12 protein-coding genes and 4 tRNA genes are annotated in these 15,522 nt (G+C 70.1%); 9 read left to right on the top strand and 7 right to left on the bottom strand.

Features of this window, described 5'->3' with window-relative positions:
• Positions 1 to 12 precede the first annotated feature (12 nt).
• Complete coding sequence (purM, locus tag ACWCQ6_RS18340) at positions 13 to 1,086, top strand: phosphoribosylformylglycinamidine cyclo-ligase (RefSeq protein ID WP_451090321.1); 1,074 nt, start codon at positions 13 to 15, stop codon at positions 1,084 to 1,086.
• Positions 1,087 to 1,267: 181 nt separating this feature from the next.
• Here purM and ACWCQ6_RS18335 read toward each other — a convergent pair whose 3' ends face one another.
• Together ACWCQ6_RS18335 and ACWCQ6_RS18330 are read right to left on the bottom strand one after the other, a co-directional pair.
• Positions 1,268 to 1,525, bottom strand: coding sequence for a DUF3073 domain-containing protein (locus ACWCQ6_RS18335; RefSeq protein WP_451090319.1), 258 nt, complete (start codon positions 1,523 to 1,525; stop codon positions 1,268 to 1,270).
• Positions 1,526 to 1,836: 311 nt separating this feature from the next.
• A complete protein-coding gene (locus ACWCQ6_RS18330) occupies positions 1,837 to 2,919 on the bottom strand; it encodes a Leu/Phe/Val dehydrogenase (RefSeq protein ID WP_451090367.1) in 1,083 nt (360 codons plus the stop codon).
• A 175-nt stretch (positions 2,920 to 3,094) separates the two neighbouring features.
• On the opposite strand from ACWCQ6_RS18330, the gene ACWCQ6_RS18325 reads away from it, so the two are divergent.
• Together ACWCQ6_RS18325 and bldC are read left to right on the top strand one after the other, a co-directional pair.
• Entirely contained in the window at positions 3,095 to 3,940 is an 846-nt protein-coding gene (locus tag ACWCQ6_RS18325; protein WP_451090317.1) for a hypothetical protein, read from the top strand.
• 523 nt (positions 3,941 to 4,463) lie between these two features.
• The gene (gene bldC / locus ACWCQ6_RS18320; protein ID WP_003949541.1) at positions 4,464 to 4,670 is read left to right on the top strand and encodes a developmental transcriptional regulator BldC; all 207 of its coding nucleotides are present in this window, start codon (positions 4,464 to 4,466) and stop codon (positions 4,668 to 4,670) included.
• A gap of 873 nt (positions 4,671 to 5,543) precedes the next feature.
• On the opposite strand, the gene ACWCQ6_RS18315 is transcribed toward bldC, so the two are convergent.
• Both ACWCQ6_RS18315 and hrpA read right to left on the bottom strand, forming a co-directional pair.
• Positions 5,544 to 5,618 (bottom strand) — tRNA-Asp (locus ACWCQ6_RS18315).
• 127 nt (positions 5,619 to 5,745) lie between these two features.
• Positions 5,746 to 9,678, bottom strand: coding sequence for an ATP-dependent RNA helicase HrpA (gene hrpA, locus ACWCQ6_RS18310; RefSeq protein ID WP_451090315.1), 3,933 nt, complete (start codon positions 9,676 to 9,678; stop codon positions 5,746 to 5,748).
• A 156-nt stretch (positions 9,679 to 9,834) separates the two neighbouring features.
• Here hrpA and ACWCQ6_RS18305 point away from each other — a divergent pair, with 156 nt between their 5' ends.
• Genes ACWCQ6_RS18305 through ACWCQ6_RS18295 form a run of 3 tightly spaced genes read left to right on the top strand, consistent with a single transcriptional unit; the run spans position 9,835 to position 11,964 of the window.
• A complete protein-coding gene (locus ACWCQ6_RS18305; protein WP_451090313.1) occupies positions 9,835 to 10,245 on the top strand; it encodes a hypothetical protein in 411 nt (136 codons plus the stop codon).
• A 58-nt stretch (positions 10,246 to 10,303) separates the two neighbouring features.
• Entirely contained in the window at positions 10,304 to 11,116 is an 813-nt protein-coding gene (locus ACWCQ6_RS18300; protein WP_451090311.1) for a DsbA family protein, read from the top strand.
• Entirely contained in the window at positions 11,113 to 11,964 is an 852-nt protein-coding gene (locus tag ACWCQ6_RS18295) for a cytochrome c biogenesis CcdA family protein (protein ID WP_451090309.1), read from the top strand. The genes ACWCQ6_RS18300 and ACWCQ6_RS18295 overlap by 4 nt, the downstream gene beginning before the upstream one ends.
• Before the next feature lie 38 nt (positions 11,965 to 12,002).
• Here ACWCQ6_RS18295 and ACWCQ6_RS18290 read toward each other — a convergent pair.
• From ACWCQ6_RS18290 to ACWCQ6_RS18280, 3 genes are all read right to left on the bottom strand, one after another.
• Positions 12,003 to 12,079: transfer RNA gene (locus tag ACWCQ6_RS18290), tRNA-Phe, on the bottom strand.
• A gap of 22 nt (positions 12,080 to 12,101) precedes the next feature.
• Positions 12,102 to 12,176 (bottom strand) — tRNA-Asp (locus ACWCQ6_RS18285).
• A 39-nt stretch (positions 12,177 to 12,215) separates the two neighbouring features.
• A tRNA-Glu gene (locus tag ACWCQ6_RS18280) sits at positions 12,216 to 12,288 on the bottom strand.
• Between the two features lie 182 nt (positions 12,289 to 12,470).
• Between ACWCQ6_RS18280 and ACWCQ6_RS18275 the strand changes: the two genes are divergently transcribed.
• The 3 genes from ACWCQ6_RS18275 to ACWCQ6_RS18265 form a co-directional block, all read left to right on the top strand.
• Entirely contained in the window at positions 12,471 to 12,821 is a 351-nt protein-coding gene (locus tag ACWCQ6_RS18275) for a metallopeptidase family protein (RefSeq protein ID WP_451090307.1), read from the top strand.
• 172 nt (positions 12,822 to 12,993) lie between these two features.
• Positions 12,994 to 13,569, top strand: a complete 576-nt coding sequence (locus ACWCQ6_RS18270) for a hypothetical protein (RefSeq protein ID WP_451090305.1) — start codon at positions 12,994 to 12,996, stop codon at positions 13,567 to 13,569.
• A 305-nt stretch (positions 13,570 to 13,874) separates the two neighbouring features.
• The coding region (locus ACWCQ6_RS18265; protein WP_451090303.1) for a DEAD/DEAH box helicase at positions 13,875 to 15,522 on the top strand (1,648 nt) is incomplete at its 3' end.

The following is a 15,522-nucleotide window of genomic DNA, read 5'->3' as shown; positions in this document are numbered from 1 at the left end:
AGATCCCAGGCAATGTCTGAGACAACAGGTGCTTCCTACGCGGCAGCGGGCGTCGACATCGAAGCCGGCGACCGCGCCGTCGAGCTGATGAAGGAGTGGGTGAAGAAGACGCAGCGCCCCGAGGTCGCGGGCCTCGGCGGCCTCGGCGGTTTCGCCGGCCTCTTCGACGCCTCGGCCCTCAAGCGCTACGAGCGTCCACTGCTCGCCTCCGCCACCGACGGCGTCGGCACGAAGGTCGACCTCGCCCGCAAGATGGGCGTGTACGACACCATCGGCCACGACCTGGTCGGCATGGTCGTCGACGACCTGGTCGTCTGCGGCGCCGAGCCGCTCTTCATGACCGACTACATCTGCGTCGGCAAGGTGCACCCCGAGCGTGTCGCGGCCATCGTGAAGGGCATCGCCGAGGGCTGCGTCCTCGCGGGCTGCTCCCTGGTCGGCGGCGAGACCGCCGAGCACCCCGGTCTGCTCGGCCCGGACGACTTCGATGTCGCAGGCGCCGGTACGGGTGTGGTCGAGGCCGAGCTGCTGCTGGGCCCGGACCGTATCCGTAAGGGTGACGTGGTGATCGCCATGGCGTCGTCCGGTCTTCACTCCAACGGGTACTCGCTCGTCCGGCACGTGGTGTTCGACCGGGCCGGCTGGTCGCTGGACCGGCAGGTCGAGGAGTTCGGCCGCACGCTCGGCGAGGAACTCCTGGAACCCACCAAGATCTACTCGCTGGACTGCCTGGCGCTGACCCGCACGACCGAGGTGCACGGCTTCAGCCACATCACCGGCGGCGGCCTGGCCAACAACCTCGCCCGGGTCATCCCGGAAGGACTGCACGCCAGGGTCGACCGCTCCACCTGGACGCCCGGCGCGGTCTTCGACCTGGTCGGACGCACGGGACAGGTCGAGCAGCTGGAGCTGGAGAAGACGCTGAACATGGGCGTCGGCATGATCGCGATCGTCCCGGCCGAGTCCGTGGACGTGGCACTGACGACGCTGGCCGACCGCGGGGTCGAGTCCTGGGTCGCGGGCGAGATCACCGAGCGCGGGGCACACACCTCGGGTGCGGAGCTCGTCGGCGGGTACGCGCGATAGACACGGGTGGGTGCACCGGGGCGAACCCGGTGTCCGCTACATCCTTGGCCGCCGGGATCGCAGCACGTCCGGCGGCCGAGGAAGGCATCGGCAAACCGGCTCCCGCACGGGCGGCCGGGCCGGGGCAGCACAGAACCCGGTCCGGGACAGGCCCGGACCGGGTTGATGTGTCAGCGCGAGGTCAAGCGCCGCGGCGCTGTGACGACGGACCGGACTTGTCGTCCTCGTCCTCGTCCTCGTCGTCGTTGTACAGATCCGCGTACCGTGCGTACGGGTCATCTTCTTCGTCGTCGTCCTCGAACGGCTCTGCGTTCGGTGGCTGACTCGAAGCGGTTGCGCCCAGCTCATTGGCCAGACGCGACAGGTCAGTCCCGCCGCTGCTGTACTTCAGCTGGCGGGCGACCTTTGTCTGCTTGGCCTTTGCCCGGCCGCGCCCCATGGCTCGACCCCCTCGGTGACGGGGCTCGACGGCCCCAGAGTCTTGACACGCGTTCATGTTTCAGGACGGACTCTCGGATGAGAGACCGTGCCCGTAGGGCTTTAACGGTACCTGCTTCCGCGGCCATACGGTACGTCGCCCGCATCACGCGCCCCGGAAGGAGACCGGCGAGAAGCCCCGTCCTCGCTGGTCAACTGCGATTTTAACCTCTTCTTGGCACGCGACCCGCCGACCGGCGTGAGTCTTGTCTCGCCGGTCGGCGGGTCGACGGTCCACGGTGATGCGGACGCGCGGTGACGCGTCCGCCACCGTCAGCGGCGGCGGGCTTCGGCCATCCGCTGTTCGGCGATCCGGTCGGCCGCGGCGGCCGGCGGAATGCCGTCATCCTTCGCACGTGCGAATATGGCCAGCGTGGTGTCGAAGATCTTCGACGCCTTTGCCTTGCACCGGTCGAAGTCGAAGCCGTGCAGCTCGTCGGCGACCTGGATGACGCCGCCCGCGTTCACCACGTAGTCGGGCGCGTACAGGATCGCCCGGTCCGCGAGGTCCTTCTCGACGCCGGGGTGCGCGAGCTGGTTGTTGGCCGCACCGCACACCACCTTCGCCGTGAGCACCGCGACGCTCTCGTCGTTCAGCGCGCCGCCGAGCGCGCACGGGGCGTAGATGTCGAGGCCCTCGGTACGGATCAGCGCGTCGGTGTCCGCGGCGACGGCGATCTCGGGGTGCTTCCCGGTGATCCGGCGTACGGACTCCTCCCGCACATCCGTGATCACGACCTCCGCACCGTCCGAGAGCAGATGCTCAACCAGGTGGTGACCGACCTTGCCGACTCCGGCGACCCCCACTTTTCGGCCACGCAGCGTCGGGTCGCCCCAGACGTGCTGTGCCGAGGCCCGCATGCCCTGGAAGACACCGAACGCGGTGAGGACCGAGGAGTCGCCGGCGCCGCCGTTCTCGGGGGAGCGGCCGGTGGCCCAGCGGCACTCGCGGGCGACGACGTCCATGTCCGCGACGTAGGTGCCGACGTCGCAGGCGGTCACGTAGCGCCCGCCGAGCGAGGCCACGAACCGGCCGTAGGCCAGCAGCAGTTCCTCCGACTTGATCTGCTCGGGGTCGCCGATGATGACGGCCTTGCCGCCGCCGTGGTCGAGACCGGCCATGGCGTTCTTGTACGACATGCCGCGCGAGAGGTTCAGCGCATCCGCGACGGCCTCCTCCTCGGAGGCGTACGGATAGAAGCGGGTGCCGCCGAGGGCCGGGCCCAGGGCGGTGGAATGGATGGCGATGACGGCCTTGAGGCCGCTGGCACGGTCCTGGCAGAGCACGACTTGTTCGTGGCCCCCCTGTTCCGACCGGAACAGGGTGTGCAGGACGCCGTCGGTCACATTGGTCACTGTGGTGACTCCCAAGTACGAAGCGGCGAAGACCCTCCTGAAGGTGGGGAGGGCCGCGGACCGGCCGGCGCGGCTGGTCCGACTGGGCACGAGGGTATGTCCTTCGCGGACGTGGATCTCTTCCACTACCCAGGATCACCCCCCGGCGGAGTACGGGCATGACACGATCTGCTGCATGTCGGTGGTGTCTTCGGTGCTTGTCCCTTATGCGTCCTACCTCCGCGTGTACGAGCCGCTGGCCGCCTTCCCGGAGCCCGAACGCGCCCACTGGGCGCGGTACGCCGGGCGGGCCCGGATGCCCACGGCACAGGACGAACTGCGCCGTTCGCTGGCCGACTTGGTGGCCACCCCGCCGGCCGCCGTGCCGGCGCACGAGAGCGGGGACGCGTTCGTCGCCGAGGCCGACGGTGTGGTGTGCGTCTGCCCGTGGCGGACCAGGCTGCGCGGCTGGCTGGCGCTGGAGGAGCTGACGGAGATGTTCCCCGCGCCGGTGCTCGACGCGGTGCTGCCGCCGGTGGTGCGCGGGCAGGCGGCGGCGGACCACGAGCGGTGGGCGGAGCGGAATCCGGACGCCCGGCCGTGGATCCGTACCTCGGTGTGGCAGGTGCCGGTGCGGTGGTTCGTGCTCTTCTCCGACGAGGAGCGGGAGTACGTGGAGGCGGGCGAGGACGGTGCGGGGCCCGTGCTCCGGTACCGGACGCCGATGGTGCATGCCCGCCGTCGGCTGGCCCGGGGGCTGAGGACGCTGCGGGATTCGGTGGACGAGGGCCGGCTGACCGAGGGGCTGGTGGACGTGGGGCGCTGGCTGGAGGAGTTCCATCCGCGTGCGCTGGTCGAGCTGGACTACGGAGGTCTGGTGCACGCGCTGCCGGCCGAGCAGCTCGCCGGGGACCGGTCGGCCGCGGATGTGGCCGAGGGCATCGCGGCACTCCAGGCCGGCGACACCGAGGGAGCGAGCGAGGCGTACAGCCGGCTGGCGGAGCGCTGGCGTGCCGTAAGGGATCGTCAGTTCGCGAACTGACAGGGCGATATCTGCGTCTGTCCCTGTGTCCTGTGTGACTCGTGGGAGCGCAGAGGCGGAAGCGTACTCCCGTGGCCTTGGGACCTACGTCCCGAACCGGGCCTTTGACTCAAGCGTGACGGATAGCACTAACTGGGCTCTTGCGTCCTTCCCTACTCCTCATGCCAAAATAGGACAAGGAACCTGGGGAGGGGTTCCTCCGCCCAACTAAGGGCGGAATGCTCAGCATTGCACTCTATGGGGGGTCTGATGGCTCCTGATCGCTCTGTGACTGATCGTTACGGTGGGGTGACTGTCCGCTATGGCATGGTCCATCGGCTTCCGTCGCTGATGAACACCTGGGAGGGCAATTCCATCGGTTTGGCCGACGTGGCTGGACGGATGGTGTAGTTGTAGTGCCGAGGACAAGCCGTTCGTCCTATAACCGACTCGGCCCGCGTCCGCCATTTCGGGCAACGTGGGTCAAGGTGCAGAATTTAGAGGAAAGAACCGAGATGGTTCGGTTCTCCCGAGGAGGCCGCTCATGACCGCTCGCACCCCTGATGCCGAGCCGCTGCTGACCCCGGCTGAGGTTGCCACGATGTTCCGCGTGGACCCGAAGACGGTTACCCGCTGGGCCAAGGCAGGCAAGCTCACGTCCATCCGCACGCTCGGTGGACATCGCCGGTACCGCGAGGCAGAGGTCCGCGCACTGCTTGCGGGTATTCCGCAGCAGCGCAGCGAGGCCTGACGTACCCCTGCCACGCCGCAACAACCGGGCTTCCGGGTCCCCCAACCCGCGCAGGCCCGCCCATGGCTCCACATGACGGGCGACCGCCCCAACGGGCGCCATACCTGTGCAATACGGGTGCGTCATTCGATCGCGCTGGACTCCGCCGGGTCCAGCGCGATTTTTTTGTGCCCGCGCGGGGCCTGGAGGCCGGGCTCGACTGTGCCGCAAACCGCGCGTCCGGTCGGGTGTGACCGGGGCGCCGTGCGGGCCCGAGCGAGTCTGTTCGGGAGTGTTCCGGACTGCCCGGGGAGGCTGGGCCGGGGTGGTGGGAACGGTCCCCGGGTGCTCCCGTCCGAGCGGTGCAATTGCACATATTAAATTCGCCAGTTGTAGGAAGGGCGTAAAGTCACCCCTTCATAAAACTCTTTACGGTGACTCCCGTCACATCGTGCAAGTCCTGCCGGATACGAGCCTGCCACTGCGGGGAAGCGGAAAGGCTCGCCAATGGTCACCCTCCTGGGGGACTTTCGCCCTTGGCTCCTGAGGCGTCGTCCGGCGCCCCAGGAGCGGCGCCGGCGACTCGGGGGCGGAATCGGTCCGGCGGGCCGTCGCGGGCCCCACGGCGAGCCGCAGGGGCCGATGATGGGCCGGGCGGTGGCCGGGCAGTGGCCGGGGTGAGGCGACCGCAGCCGGAAACGGCTGCCAGCCGGGCGCAGGGGCGCGCGGGTCTCGTGCGCGGCGGACGCCGCGATGCGGGCCACCTCTCGGTGGACCGCTGCCCCGCGCCGGGGGAAACAGCGGTGGTCTCTGCCGTCTGACTGCTCGTCGGCAGTTGCCGGAGTCAAGACGCGCGAAAGCCCGGATCCATGAGGATCCGGGCTTTCGATACTGCGGTCCTGACGGGATTTGAACCCGCGGCCTCCACCTTGACAGGGTGGCGAGCACTCCAAACTGCTCCACAGGACCAGGTTTTCGCTGCTTGCCTTGCGGCTGGCTGCGAAGACAGACTGTACAGCAGGTCAGAGGCTCAGGTCGAACTCACTGATGGTGGCGACTCCGTCACGGTCGGATCGGTCTGTCCGGGCGGGCCCTCTCACGGCGCCGCCGCGTCGATCGCCTTCACGATCCGCTTGTCGGAGACCGGGTACGCCGTCCCGAGCGCATGGGCGAAATAGCTCACCCGGAGCTCCTCGATCATCCAGCGGATGTCCAGCACCTCCTGCGGTACGGGCCTGCCCTGCGGCATCTGTTCGAGCAGCCAGGCGTACTCGTCCTGCATCTCGTGGACCTTCTCCATGCGCGTGGTGTCGCGCTGGACGGCCGTCGGCATCTGCTGGAGCCGGCGGTCCACGGCGACCAGATAGCGCATCAGGTCGGGCAGCCTGCGCAGCCCGGTCTTCGTGACGAAACCCGGCGGCACGAGGGCCGCGAGCTGGTCCCGGGCGTCGGTGACGTTGTTGACCAGGACCAGGCTGTTGGTGGCCTTCAGGCGCCGCTCGCAGGCCTGCCAGGCGGCCAGCACCTGCTGGACCTGCTCGACCGTGTGCTCGGTCAGGGCGACCAGGTCGGCGCGCACCTTGTCGTACAGCTTCCGGAACGACTCCTCGTCCCAGGCCGGGCCGCCGTGCGCGCCGATCAGCCGGTCGGCGGCCGCCGTCGCGCAGTCCTCGAACAGCGCCTGGATGGAGCCGTGCGGATTGCGTGACAGCGCCAGCTTCTGCTGGTTCGTCAGCTTGTCGGAGGCGAACTTCGCCGGGTTCACCGGGACGTTCAGCATGATCAGCTTCCGGGTGCCCAGCCACATCGCCTGCTGCTGCTCGGCCTCGGTGTCGAAGAGCCGTACGGCGACGGTCCCGCCCTGGTCCACCAGAGCCGGATACGCCTTGACCGGCTGGCCGGCCCGCCTCGTCTCGAAGACGCGGTTCAGCGTGCCGATCGTCCAGTCCGTGAGGCCCGAACGCTCGATGGACTCGCCCGAGGGCCCGGCGGTGGCCGCGGCGGCCTTGGAGAGCGCCTGACGGGCCTTCGGGCGCAGCTGGAGCTTCAGCGCCTCCAGGTCCTTGTCCTCGGCCACCTTGCGGCGCCGCTCGTCGACGATCCGGAACGTGATCTTCAGGTGGTCCGGGACACGGCCCAGGTCGAAGTCGTCGGCCGAGACCGGGACGCCGACCATCCGCTGGAGCTCCCGGGCCAGCGTGACCGGCAGCGGCTCCTGGAGCGGTACGGCCCGGTCGAGGAACTTGTCCGCGTAGTTCGGCGCGGGGACGTAGTGCCGGCGGATCGGCTTGGGCAGCGAGCGGATCAGCTCGGTGACCACTTCCTCCCGCAGGCCGGGGATCTGCCAGTCGAAGCCCTCGGGGGTGACCTGGTTGAGCACCTGGAGGGGGATGTGGACGGTCACACCGTCGGCGTCCGCACCCGGCTCGAACTGGTACGTGACCTTGAACTTGAGCTTCCCCTGGCGCCAGGAGTCCGGGTAGTCGTCCTTGGTGACGGCCCCGGCCTTCTCGTTGATCAGCATCGAGCGCTCGAAGTCCAGCGCGTCCGGCTCGTCCCGGCGCTTGTGCTTCCACCAGGAGTCGAAGTGCGCCCCGGAGACCACGTGCTCGGGGATCCGCCGGTCGTAGAAGTCGAAGAGCGTCTCGTCGTCCACGAGGATGTCGCGGCGCCGGGCGCGGTGCTCCAGTTCCTCGACCTCGCCGAGCAGTTTGCGGTTGTCGTGGAAGAACTGGTGGTGGGTCCGCCAGTCGCCCTCGACCAGGGCGTTCCGGATGAACAGATCACGGGAGGTCTCGGCGTCGATCCGGCCGAAATTGATCTTGCGCTGGGCGACGATCGGCACCCCGTAGAGCGTGACCCGCTCGTACGCCATCACCGCCGCCTGATCCTTCTCCCAGTGCGGCTCGCTGTAGGTGCGCTTGAGCAGGTGCTGGGCCAGCGGCTCGATCCACTCCGGCTCGACCTTGGCGTTGACCCGCGCCCACAGCCGGGACGTCTCGACCAGCTCGGCCGACATCACGAACCGTGGCTGCTTCTTGAAGAGCGCCGATCCCGGGAAGATCGCGAACTTGGCGCTGCGCGCGCCCAGGTACTCGTTCTTCTCGGTGTCCTTCAGACCGATGTGCGACAGCAGCCCGGACAGCAGCGAGGTGTGCACCGACTGCTCCGGCACGGCCGTGTCCGCCGAGGGCTCCTCGACCTTCATGCCCATCTGCTTGGCGACCGTGCGCAGCTGCGCGTAGATGTCCTGCCATTCGCGGATGCGCAGGAAGTTCAGATACTCCTGCTTGCACATCCGGCGGAAGCTGGACGAGCCGCGCTCCTTCTGCTGCTCGCGGACGTACCGCCACAGGTTCAGGAACGCCAGGAAGTCGGACGTCTCGTCCTTGAAGCGGGCGTGCTGCTGATCGGCCTGTGTCTGCTTCTCCGAGGGCCGCTCGCGCGGGTCCTGGATGGAGAGCGCCGCCGCGATGACCATGACCTCGCGGACACAGCCGTTGCGGTCGGCCTCGATGACCATGCGGGCCAGGCGCGGGTCCACGGGCAGCTGCGAGAGCTTGCGGCCGAGCGGGGTGAGCCGCTTCTTCGGATCCTTCTCCTCCGCGTCCAGCGCGCCGAGCTCCTGGAGGAGCTGGATGCCGTCACGGATGTTGCGGTGGTCCGGCGGGTCGATGAAGGGGAACTTCTCGATGTCGCCGAGGCCGGCCGCGGTCATCTGGAGGATGACGGAGGCGAGGTTGGTACGGAGGATCTCCGGGTCGGTGAACTCCGGACGGGTCAGGAAGTCGTCCTCGGAGTACAGCCGGATGCAGACACCGTCCGACGTACGGCCGCAGCGGCCCTTGCGCTGGTTGGCGCTGGCCTGCGAGATCCGCTCGATCGGCAGCCGCTGGACCTTGGTGCGGTGGCTGTAGCGGGAGATCCGGGCGTTGCCCGGGTCGATCACGTACTTGATGCCGGGGACGGTCAGCGAGGTCTCGGCGACGTTGGTCGCCAGGACGATCCGGCGGCCGGTGTGGCGCTGGAAGACCCGGTGCTGCTCGGCGTGCGAGAGCCGGGCGTAGAGCGGGAGCACCTCGGTGTGGCGGAGATTGCGCTTGTTCAGCGCGTCCGCGGTGTCACGGATCTCCCGCTCGCCGGAGAGGAAGACCAGGATGTCGCCCGGACCCTCGGTCTGCAGCTCGTCGACGGCGTCGCAGATCGCGGTGATCTGGTCGCGGTCGGAGTCGTCGCCCTCCTCCTCGAGGAGCGGCCGGTACCGCACCTCGACCGGGTACGTACGCCCGCTGACCTCGACGATCGGCGCCTCGCCGAAATGGCGCGCGAACCGCTCGGGGTCGATCGTCGCCGAGGTGATGACGACCTTCAGGTCCGGGCGCTTGGGCAGCAGCCGGGCCAGATAGCCGAGCAGGAAGTCGATGTTCAGCGACCGCTCGTGGGCCTCGTCGATGATGATCGTGTCGTATGCGCGCAGCTCGCGGTCCGTCTGGATCTCGGCGAGCAGGATGCCGTCCGTCATCAGCTTGACGAACGTCGCGTCGGGGTTCACCTGGTCGGTGAAACGGACCTTCCAGCCGACCGCCTCGCCCAGCGGCGTCTTCAGCTCGTCCGCGACGCGCTCGGCGACCGTACGGGCCGCGATCCGGCGCGGCTGGGTGTGCCCGATCATGCCCCGGACACCGCGCCCCAGCTCCATGCAGATCTTCGGGATCTGCGTGGTCTTGCCGGAGCCGGTCTCCCCGGCGACGATCACGACCTGGTGGTCGCGTATCGCCTCAAGGATCTCGTCCTTCTTCTGACTGACCGGGAGCTGTTCCGGGTACGAGACGACGGGCATCCGCGCGGCACGCAGCGAAAGCCGCTCGGCTGCCTTTCCGGCCTCGGCGGCGATCTCGTCCAGTACGGACTGCCGGGCCTCGGGCTTACGGATGCGGCGTGCCCCTTCGAGACGGCGGCCGAGTCGGTGCGCGTCGCGGAGCGAGATCTGTCCGAGCCGGTTCTGGAGATCAGCGAAGGAAGTAGACATACGGTGCCCAGGATCTCACCCGGGCCCGACGAACGGCGAACATATTTCGTGCGGTCCGGGTCACCCCCTGGGCACCGCGCAGAGTTGCGGGATCACAGCACGTACCATTTCGGGCAGCTGACCACCCGTTGCCCCCGCCCGGAAAGGCCGGTCGCCGTGTCCCGTACGCAGTGGTGCTGCCTGATCGCGGTGCTCGCGGTCGTAGTGGGGCTGTTCTGCGGACTGGGGAAGGCCGTCCCCGGCGGCGCCGCACGGGCCACCGTGTCCGCCACCGCCGTCGTGGCCGCCGCGACGGACACGGACGCCCCGGCCGGCTCCGCCACGGTGGTGACGACGGACTCTGACCGGCACCCGACGCCGGGCTGCGGCAAGACCAGGAAGCAGGACGGCGAACCCGCGTTCCCGGGCCGGGCCCGTGCCGCGTCCGACCAGGTGCCCGGCCTCGCCGAGTGGGGCCTGCCCGCCGCCACCGGACCGGGCCCGGTCCACCCACCCGTGCGGCTGAAACTGCGCGCCCTCGCGCCTGCCGCTCCCACCCCCGTCGAGCTCTCCGTGCTGAGGGTGTAGCCGGCCGTCCCCACCCGGCCGCACCTTTTCCTTCCGCCTCACCAGCACGGAGTCCCGCATGTCCAAGTCCACGCCCAGCTCCACGTCCGCACGCAAGCCCTCGCCCAGGAAAAAGAAGCCGCTGATCTACGGCGCTGGAGTCGTCCTCGCCGCCACACTCCTCGGCTTCGTCTCCTACCAGGCCACCGCCCCCGGCGACTCGGGCTCCGGCTCCTCCTCGGTCGCCGATGTCGCCGCCGACCCGGACGCCGGCGTCTATCCGGAGCTGGCAAAGCTCGCCCGCCGCGACCCCGACGACAAGCTCGCGCAGGGCCGCGCCGACGCGCCCGTCGTCCTGATCGAGTACGCCGACTTCAAGTGCAGCTACTGCGCCAAGTTCGCCCGCGACACCGAACCCGCCCTGGTCAAGAAGTACGTCGACAACGGCACCCTGCGCATCGAGTGGCGCAACTTCCCGATCTTCGGCGCCGGGTCCGAGGCCGCCGCCCGCGCCGCGTGGGCGGCCGGGCAGCAGGACCGCTTCTGGCAGTTCCACGCCGCCGCATACGCCGAGGGGGCGATGGAGAAGGGGTTCGGCAAGGACCAGCTGAAGGCGCTCGCCCAGCAGGCCGGGGTCCCCGACCTCGACCGGTTCGCCCGCGACGCGGACAGCGCCGCCGCCCGCGCCGCCGTGAGCAAGGACCAGGAAGAGGGGTACGGAATCGGCGCGGCCTCCACCCCGTCGTTCCTGATCAACGGCCGCCCGATCGCCGGGGCCCAGCCCATGGAGACCTTCACCGCGGCCATCGAGGCGGCGGCCGAGAAGGCCCGCGACACCGAGGACGCCAAGAGCGGCAAGGGCGCCCAGGGCTCCGGGGACGATGCGAAATGACCGCTGACATCGGCTATTTCGCGGCCTTCCTCGGCGGGCTGCTCGCCCTGGTCAGCCCGTGCAGCGCGCTGCTGCTGCCCGCCTTCTTCGCCTACTCCATCGACTCCACCTCGCGCCTTCTGGCCCGTACCGGCATCTTCTACGCCGGACTGGCCACCACCCTGGTCCCGCTCGGCGCCGCGGGCTCGTACGCCGGACGGCTCTTCTACAGCCACCGCGACGCGCTCGTCCTCGGCGCCGGCTGGCTGATCATCGCGCTCGGCGTCGCGCAGATCGTGGGCCTGGGCTTCGCCTCGCGCCGGATCGCCGCCCTCAGCGGCCGGATCCGCCCCACCACCGCCCTGTCCGTCTACGCCCTGGGCGCCGTCTACGGACTGGCCGGCTTCTGCGCGGGCCCGATCCTCGGCAGCGTCCTCACCGTGGCGGCGGTCAGCGGCAGCCCGGTCTACGGCGGGCTGCTGCTCGCCGTCTATGCCCTGGGCATGGCGGTCCCGCTCTTTCTGCTCGCGCTGCTCTGGGAACGCTTCGACCTGGGCCGCCGGGCCTGGCTGCGCGGCCGCGCCTTCCGGCTCGGCCGCTTCGAGCTGCACACCACGTCCCTGTTGTCCGGGCTCTTCTTCATCGGTCTCGGCGTGCTGTTCCTCGTGTACGACGGGACGACGGCGCTGCCCGGACTGCTGGACGTGGACGATTCGTTCGCCGTGGAGCAGTGGGCCCAGCGCATGGGCGAGTACGTGCCGGACGCCATGGCGCTGGTGGCCGTGGTCACGGCGGTGCTGCTGGTGCTGGCGGTACGGGCCTGGCGCGGCCGGGGCCGTGTGAATTCGGCGGACCGGGAAGAGGTCTGACACGACGAAGGCCCCGTCCACCGGACGGGGCCTTCGAGTGGTGGCTGGGGCCGGGATCGAACCGGCGACCTATCGCTTTTCAGGCGATCGCTCGTACCAACTGAGCTACCCAGCCACGCAGCTCATGAAAGCTGCAGCGGTCCTGACGGGATTTGAACCCGCGGCCTCCACCTTGACAGGGTGGCGAGCACTCCAAACTGCTCCACAGGACCAAGCTAATGTGCGAGACGAGTCTCGCACACGGTAAAGCGTGCCCCCAACGGGATTCGAACCCGTGCTACCGCCTTGAAAGGGCGGCGTCCTGGGCCACTAGACGATGAGGGCTAAGGGCCCACCTGCGCGCTTTCCAGCGCGTCGGGGACGTGAGAAGCATATGGGATGCCGGCGGCTATCGCCAAAACGGTTTACGGCGGGGACGCGGCAGGGGTGCGCGCGCCGTCGCGGAAGCGGTCGGACGGGTGGTCCGGGCCGGGGCGCCGCGACCGGCAGTACGGGACAATGGCGGGGTGCTGGAGATGACGCGCGAAGAGTTCGAAGAACTGGTCGCCGAGGCGCTGGACCGGATTCCGCCGGAGCTGACGCGGTTGATGGACAACGTCGCGGTGTTCGTCGAGGACGAGCCCGACCCGGGTGACCCGGAGCTGCTCGGGCTCTACGAGGGCACGCCGCTGACCGACCGCGGCGAGTGGTACGCGGGGGTGCTGCCGGACCGGATCACCATCTACCGCGGGCCGACGCTCCGGATGTGCGACTCCCGGGAGGACGTCGTGGCGGAGACCGAGATCACGGTCGTCCACGAGGTCGCCCACCACTTCGGCATCGACGACGCGAGGCTGCACGCGCTCGGCTACGGGTGAGCCACCGGTCGCACCCGGGTCCGCCCGGTGGCGTGCGGACGGGGCGTGGAAGGCGTGCGGGTGGTGTGCGGGCCGGGGTCCGGGGCGTGTCCCCGGCGGGGCAAAGGGAGTTGGGCACGACACCCCCACTTCTTCCGTACCGCTCCGTCCCCGTACCCCGGAGGTGCCTCCCGTGCGCCAGTTGCCCGTCCCCGCCCGATGGGCGGCCGTCGTCGCCGCGACGGTCGCCGCGTCCACCGGCTGCATGAGCGTCGGCGACGGCGAAGGGAAACCGCTGCCGTCGTCGTCGCCCGAGCACGGGGGGAGCGCCGCCAGGCCGGACGGCGGCACCGTGGCGGGCACCGGCCGGGTCCGTACCGGTGGCGGCCGGGCCGAGGCGCACTCCGAGCGGGAGGTCGTCGAGTCGCCGGAGCCCGGTGAATCCGCCGGGCCCCCGGCCGCCCCCGATGGCGTGCGCCCGGGGGCGGAGCCGGGTGGGACGGAGCCGCCCCGGGGCACTGTGCCGCCCGCGCCCTCGGCCTCGCACCCCGGGCCCGGGGTGCCGCAGCAGCCCGAATCGCCGGAGCCCTCCGTGTCGCCGACCCCCGAGCCGCCGAGCTCTCCCGAGCCGGAGCCGTCCGGACCGCCGTCGGCGCCGCCGCCGTCCGCCTCGCCCGCGGCGCAGCTCCGCAGCGAGGCGGCGGGGGCGTCGGCCCGGTCGGTGCCGCTGCGGACGCCCGAGGTGTCGCCGCAGGCGGGGCCGGCGTAGGGCGTGATTCGAAAGTCCCGCATGGTCAGGGCGTCCGGGCGGACGACCCTGTTTTCGGAACACGCCCCAGCGTCGACGAAAGGCCGGTTTGCGCGATGTAGGGGGGAGTGCGTATGGTGGTAGATCGTTTGATCCCATTGCCCGGCGCCGAAACAGAAGCGCGCCGTGTGGCGCGTACTCTCCCTTGCCGTGGCTGGACCGCATTGAGGCGGTCGAAATTGCGAATCACGGAGTTACGGGCGCGTGCCGAGACTCCGGAAGGTTTCGCATTTCGCATGTCAATTTCCAGTTCTGACCACACCGCCATGCCCGAGAGCATCGAGAACGACGAACTCGTCGAGACCGTCGTCGCCGGGACCGCCGGTTCCATCGAGGCCGACGCCCCCCTGGCCGAGCAGGCCGGTACCGACTCCGCCGACGCGGACTCCGAGCCGACCGTCACCTTCGCCGACCTGGGCCTGCCCGAGGGCATCGTCCGCAAGCTCGCGCAGAACGGTGTGACGGAACCCTTCCCGATCCAGGCCGCGACCATCCCGGACGCCCTGGCCGGCAAGGACATCCTGGGCCGCGGACGCACCGGCTCCGGCAAGACCCTCTCCTTCGGTCTGCCGACCCTGGCCACCCTGGCCGGCGGCCACACCGAGAAGAAGAAGCCCCGCGCCGTCATCCTCACCCCGACCCGTGAGCTCGCGATGCAGGTCGCGGACGCGCTCCAGCCGTACGGCGACGTGCTCGGCCTGAAGATGAAGGTCGTCTGCGGCGGTACGTCGATGGGCAACCAGATCTACGCGCTGGAGCGCGGTGTCGACATCCTCGTCGCCACCCCGGGCCGACTGCGCGACATCATCAACCGCGGCGCCTGCTCCCTGGAGAACGTCCAGGTCGCCGTCCTCGACGAGGCCGACCAGATGTCCGACCTGGGCTTCCTGCCCGAGGTCACCGAGCTGCTCGACCAGGTTCCGGTCGGCGGTCAGCGCATGCTCTTCTCCGCCACGATGGAGAACGAGATCGGCACGCTGGTCAAGCGCTACCTGGACAACCCGGTCAGCCACGAGGTCGACAGCGCCCAGGGCAACGTCACGACCATGTCGCACCACGTCCTCGTCGTGAAGCCGAAGGACAAGGCACCGGTCACCTCCGCCATCGCCGCCCGCAAGGGCCGCACCATCATCTTCGTCCGCACCCAGCTGGGCGCCGACCGCATCGCCGAGCAGCTCGTCGAGGCGGGCGTCAAGGCGGACGCGCTGCACGGCGGCATGACGCAGGGTGCCCGTACCCGGGTGCTCGCCGACTTCAAGGACGGCTACGTCAACGCGCTCGTCGCGACCGACGTCGCCGCCCGCGGCATCCACGTCGACGGCATCGACCTGGTGCTGAACGTGGACCCGGCCGGTGACCACAAGGACTACCTGCACCGCTCGGGCCGTACCGCCCGCGCCGGCAAGTCCGGTGTCGTCGTCTCGCTGGCGCTGCCGCACCAGCGTCGTCAGATCTTCCGTCTGATGGAGGACGCGGGCGTCGACGCCTCGCGCCACATCGTCGGCGGCGCGGGCGCGTTCGACCCGGAGGTCGCCGAGATCACCGGTGCCCGTTCGCTGACCGAGGTCCAGGCCGACTCCGCGAACAACGCCGCCAAGCAGGCCGAGCGCGAGGTCGCCGACCTGACCAGGCAGCTGGAGCGCGTCCAGCGCCGCGCCGGTGAGCTGCGCGAGGAGGCCGACCGCCTCGTCGCCCGTGCCGCGCGCGAGCGGGGCGACGACCCCGAGGCCGCCGTCGCCGAGGTCGCCGCCGAGGCGGAGGCCGCGATCGAGGCCGCCGTCTCCGTGCCGGAGCAGCCCGCCGCCCGTGACGACCGTCGCGACGAGCGCGGCAACTTCGACCGCCGGGACAGCCGTGGCGGCGACCGCGGTGGCTACCGCGGCCACGACCGCCGGGACGACCGCGGTGGCGACC

This window comes from Streptomyces sp. NPDC001880 (assembly GCF_053594575.1).
Note: the sequence above shows the minus strand (reverse complement) of the source record. Positions and strands in the feature narration are given on the sequence as shown.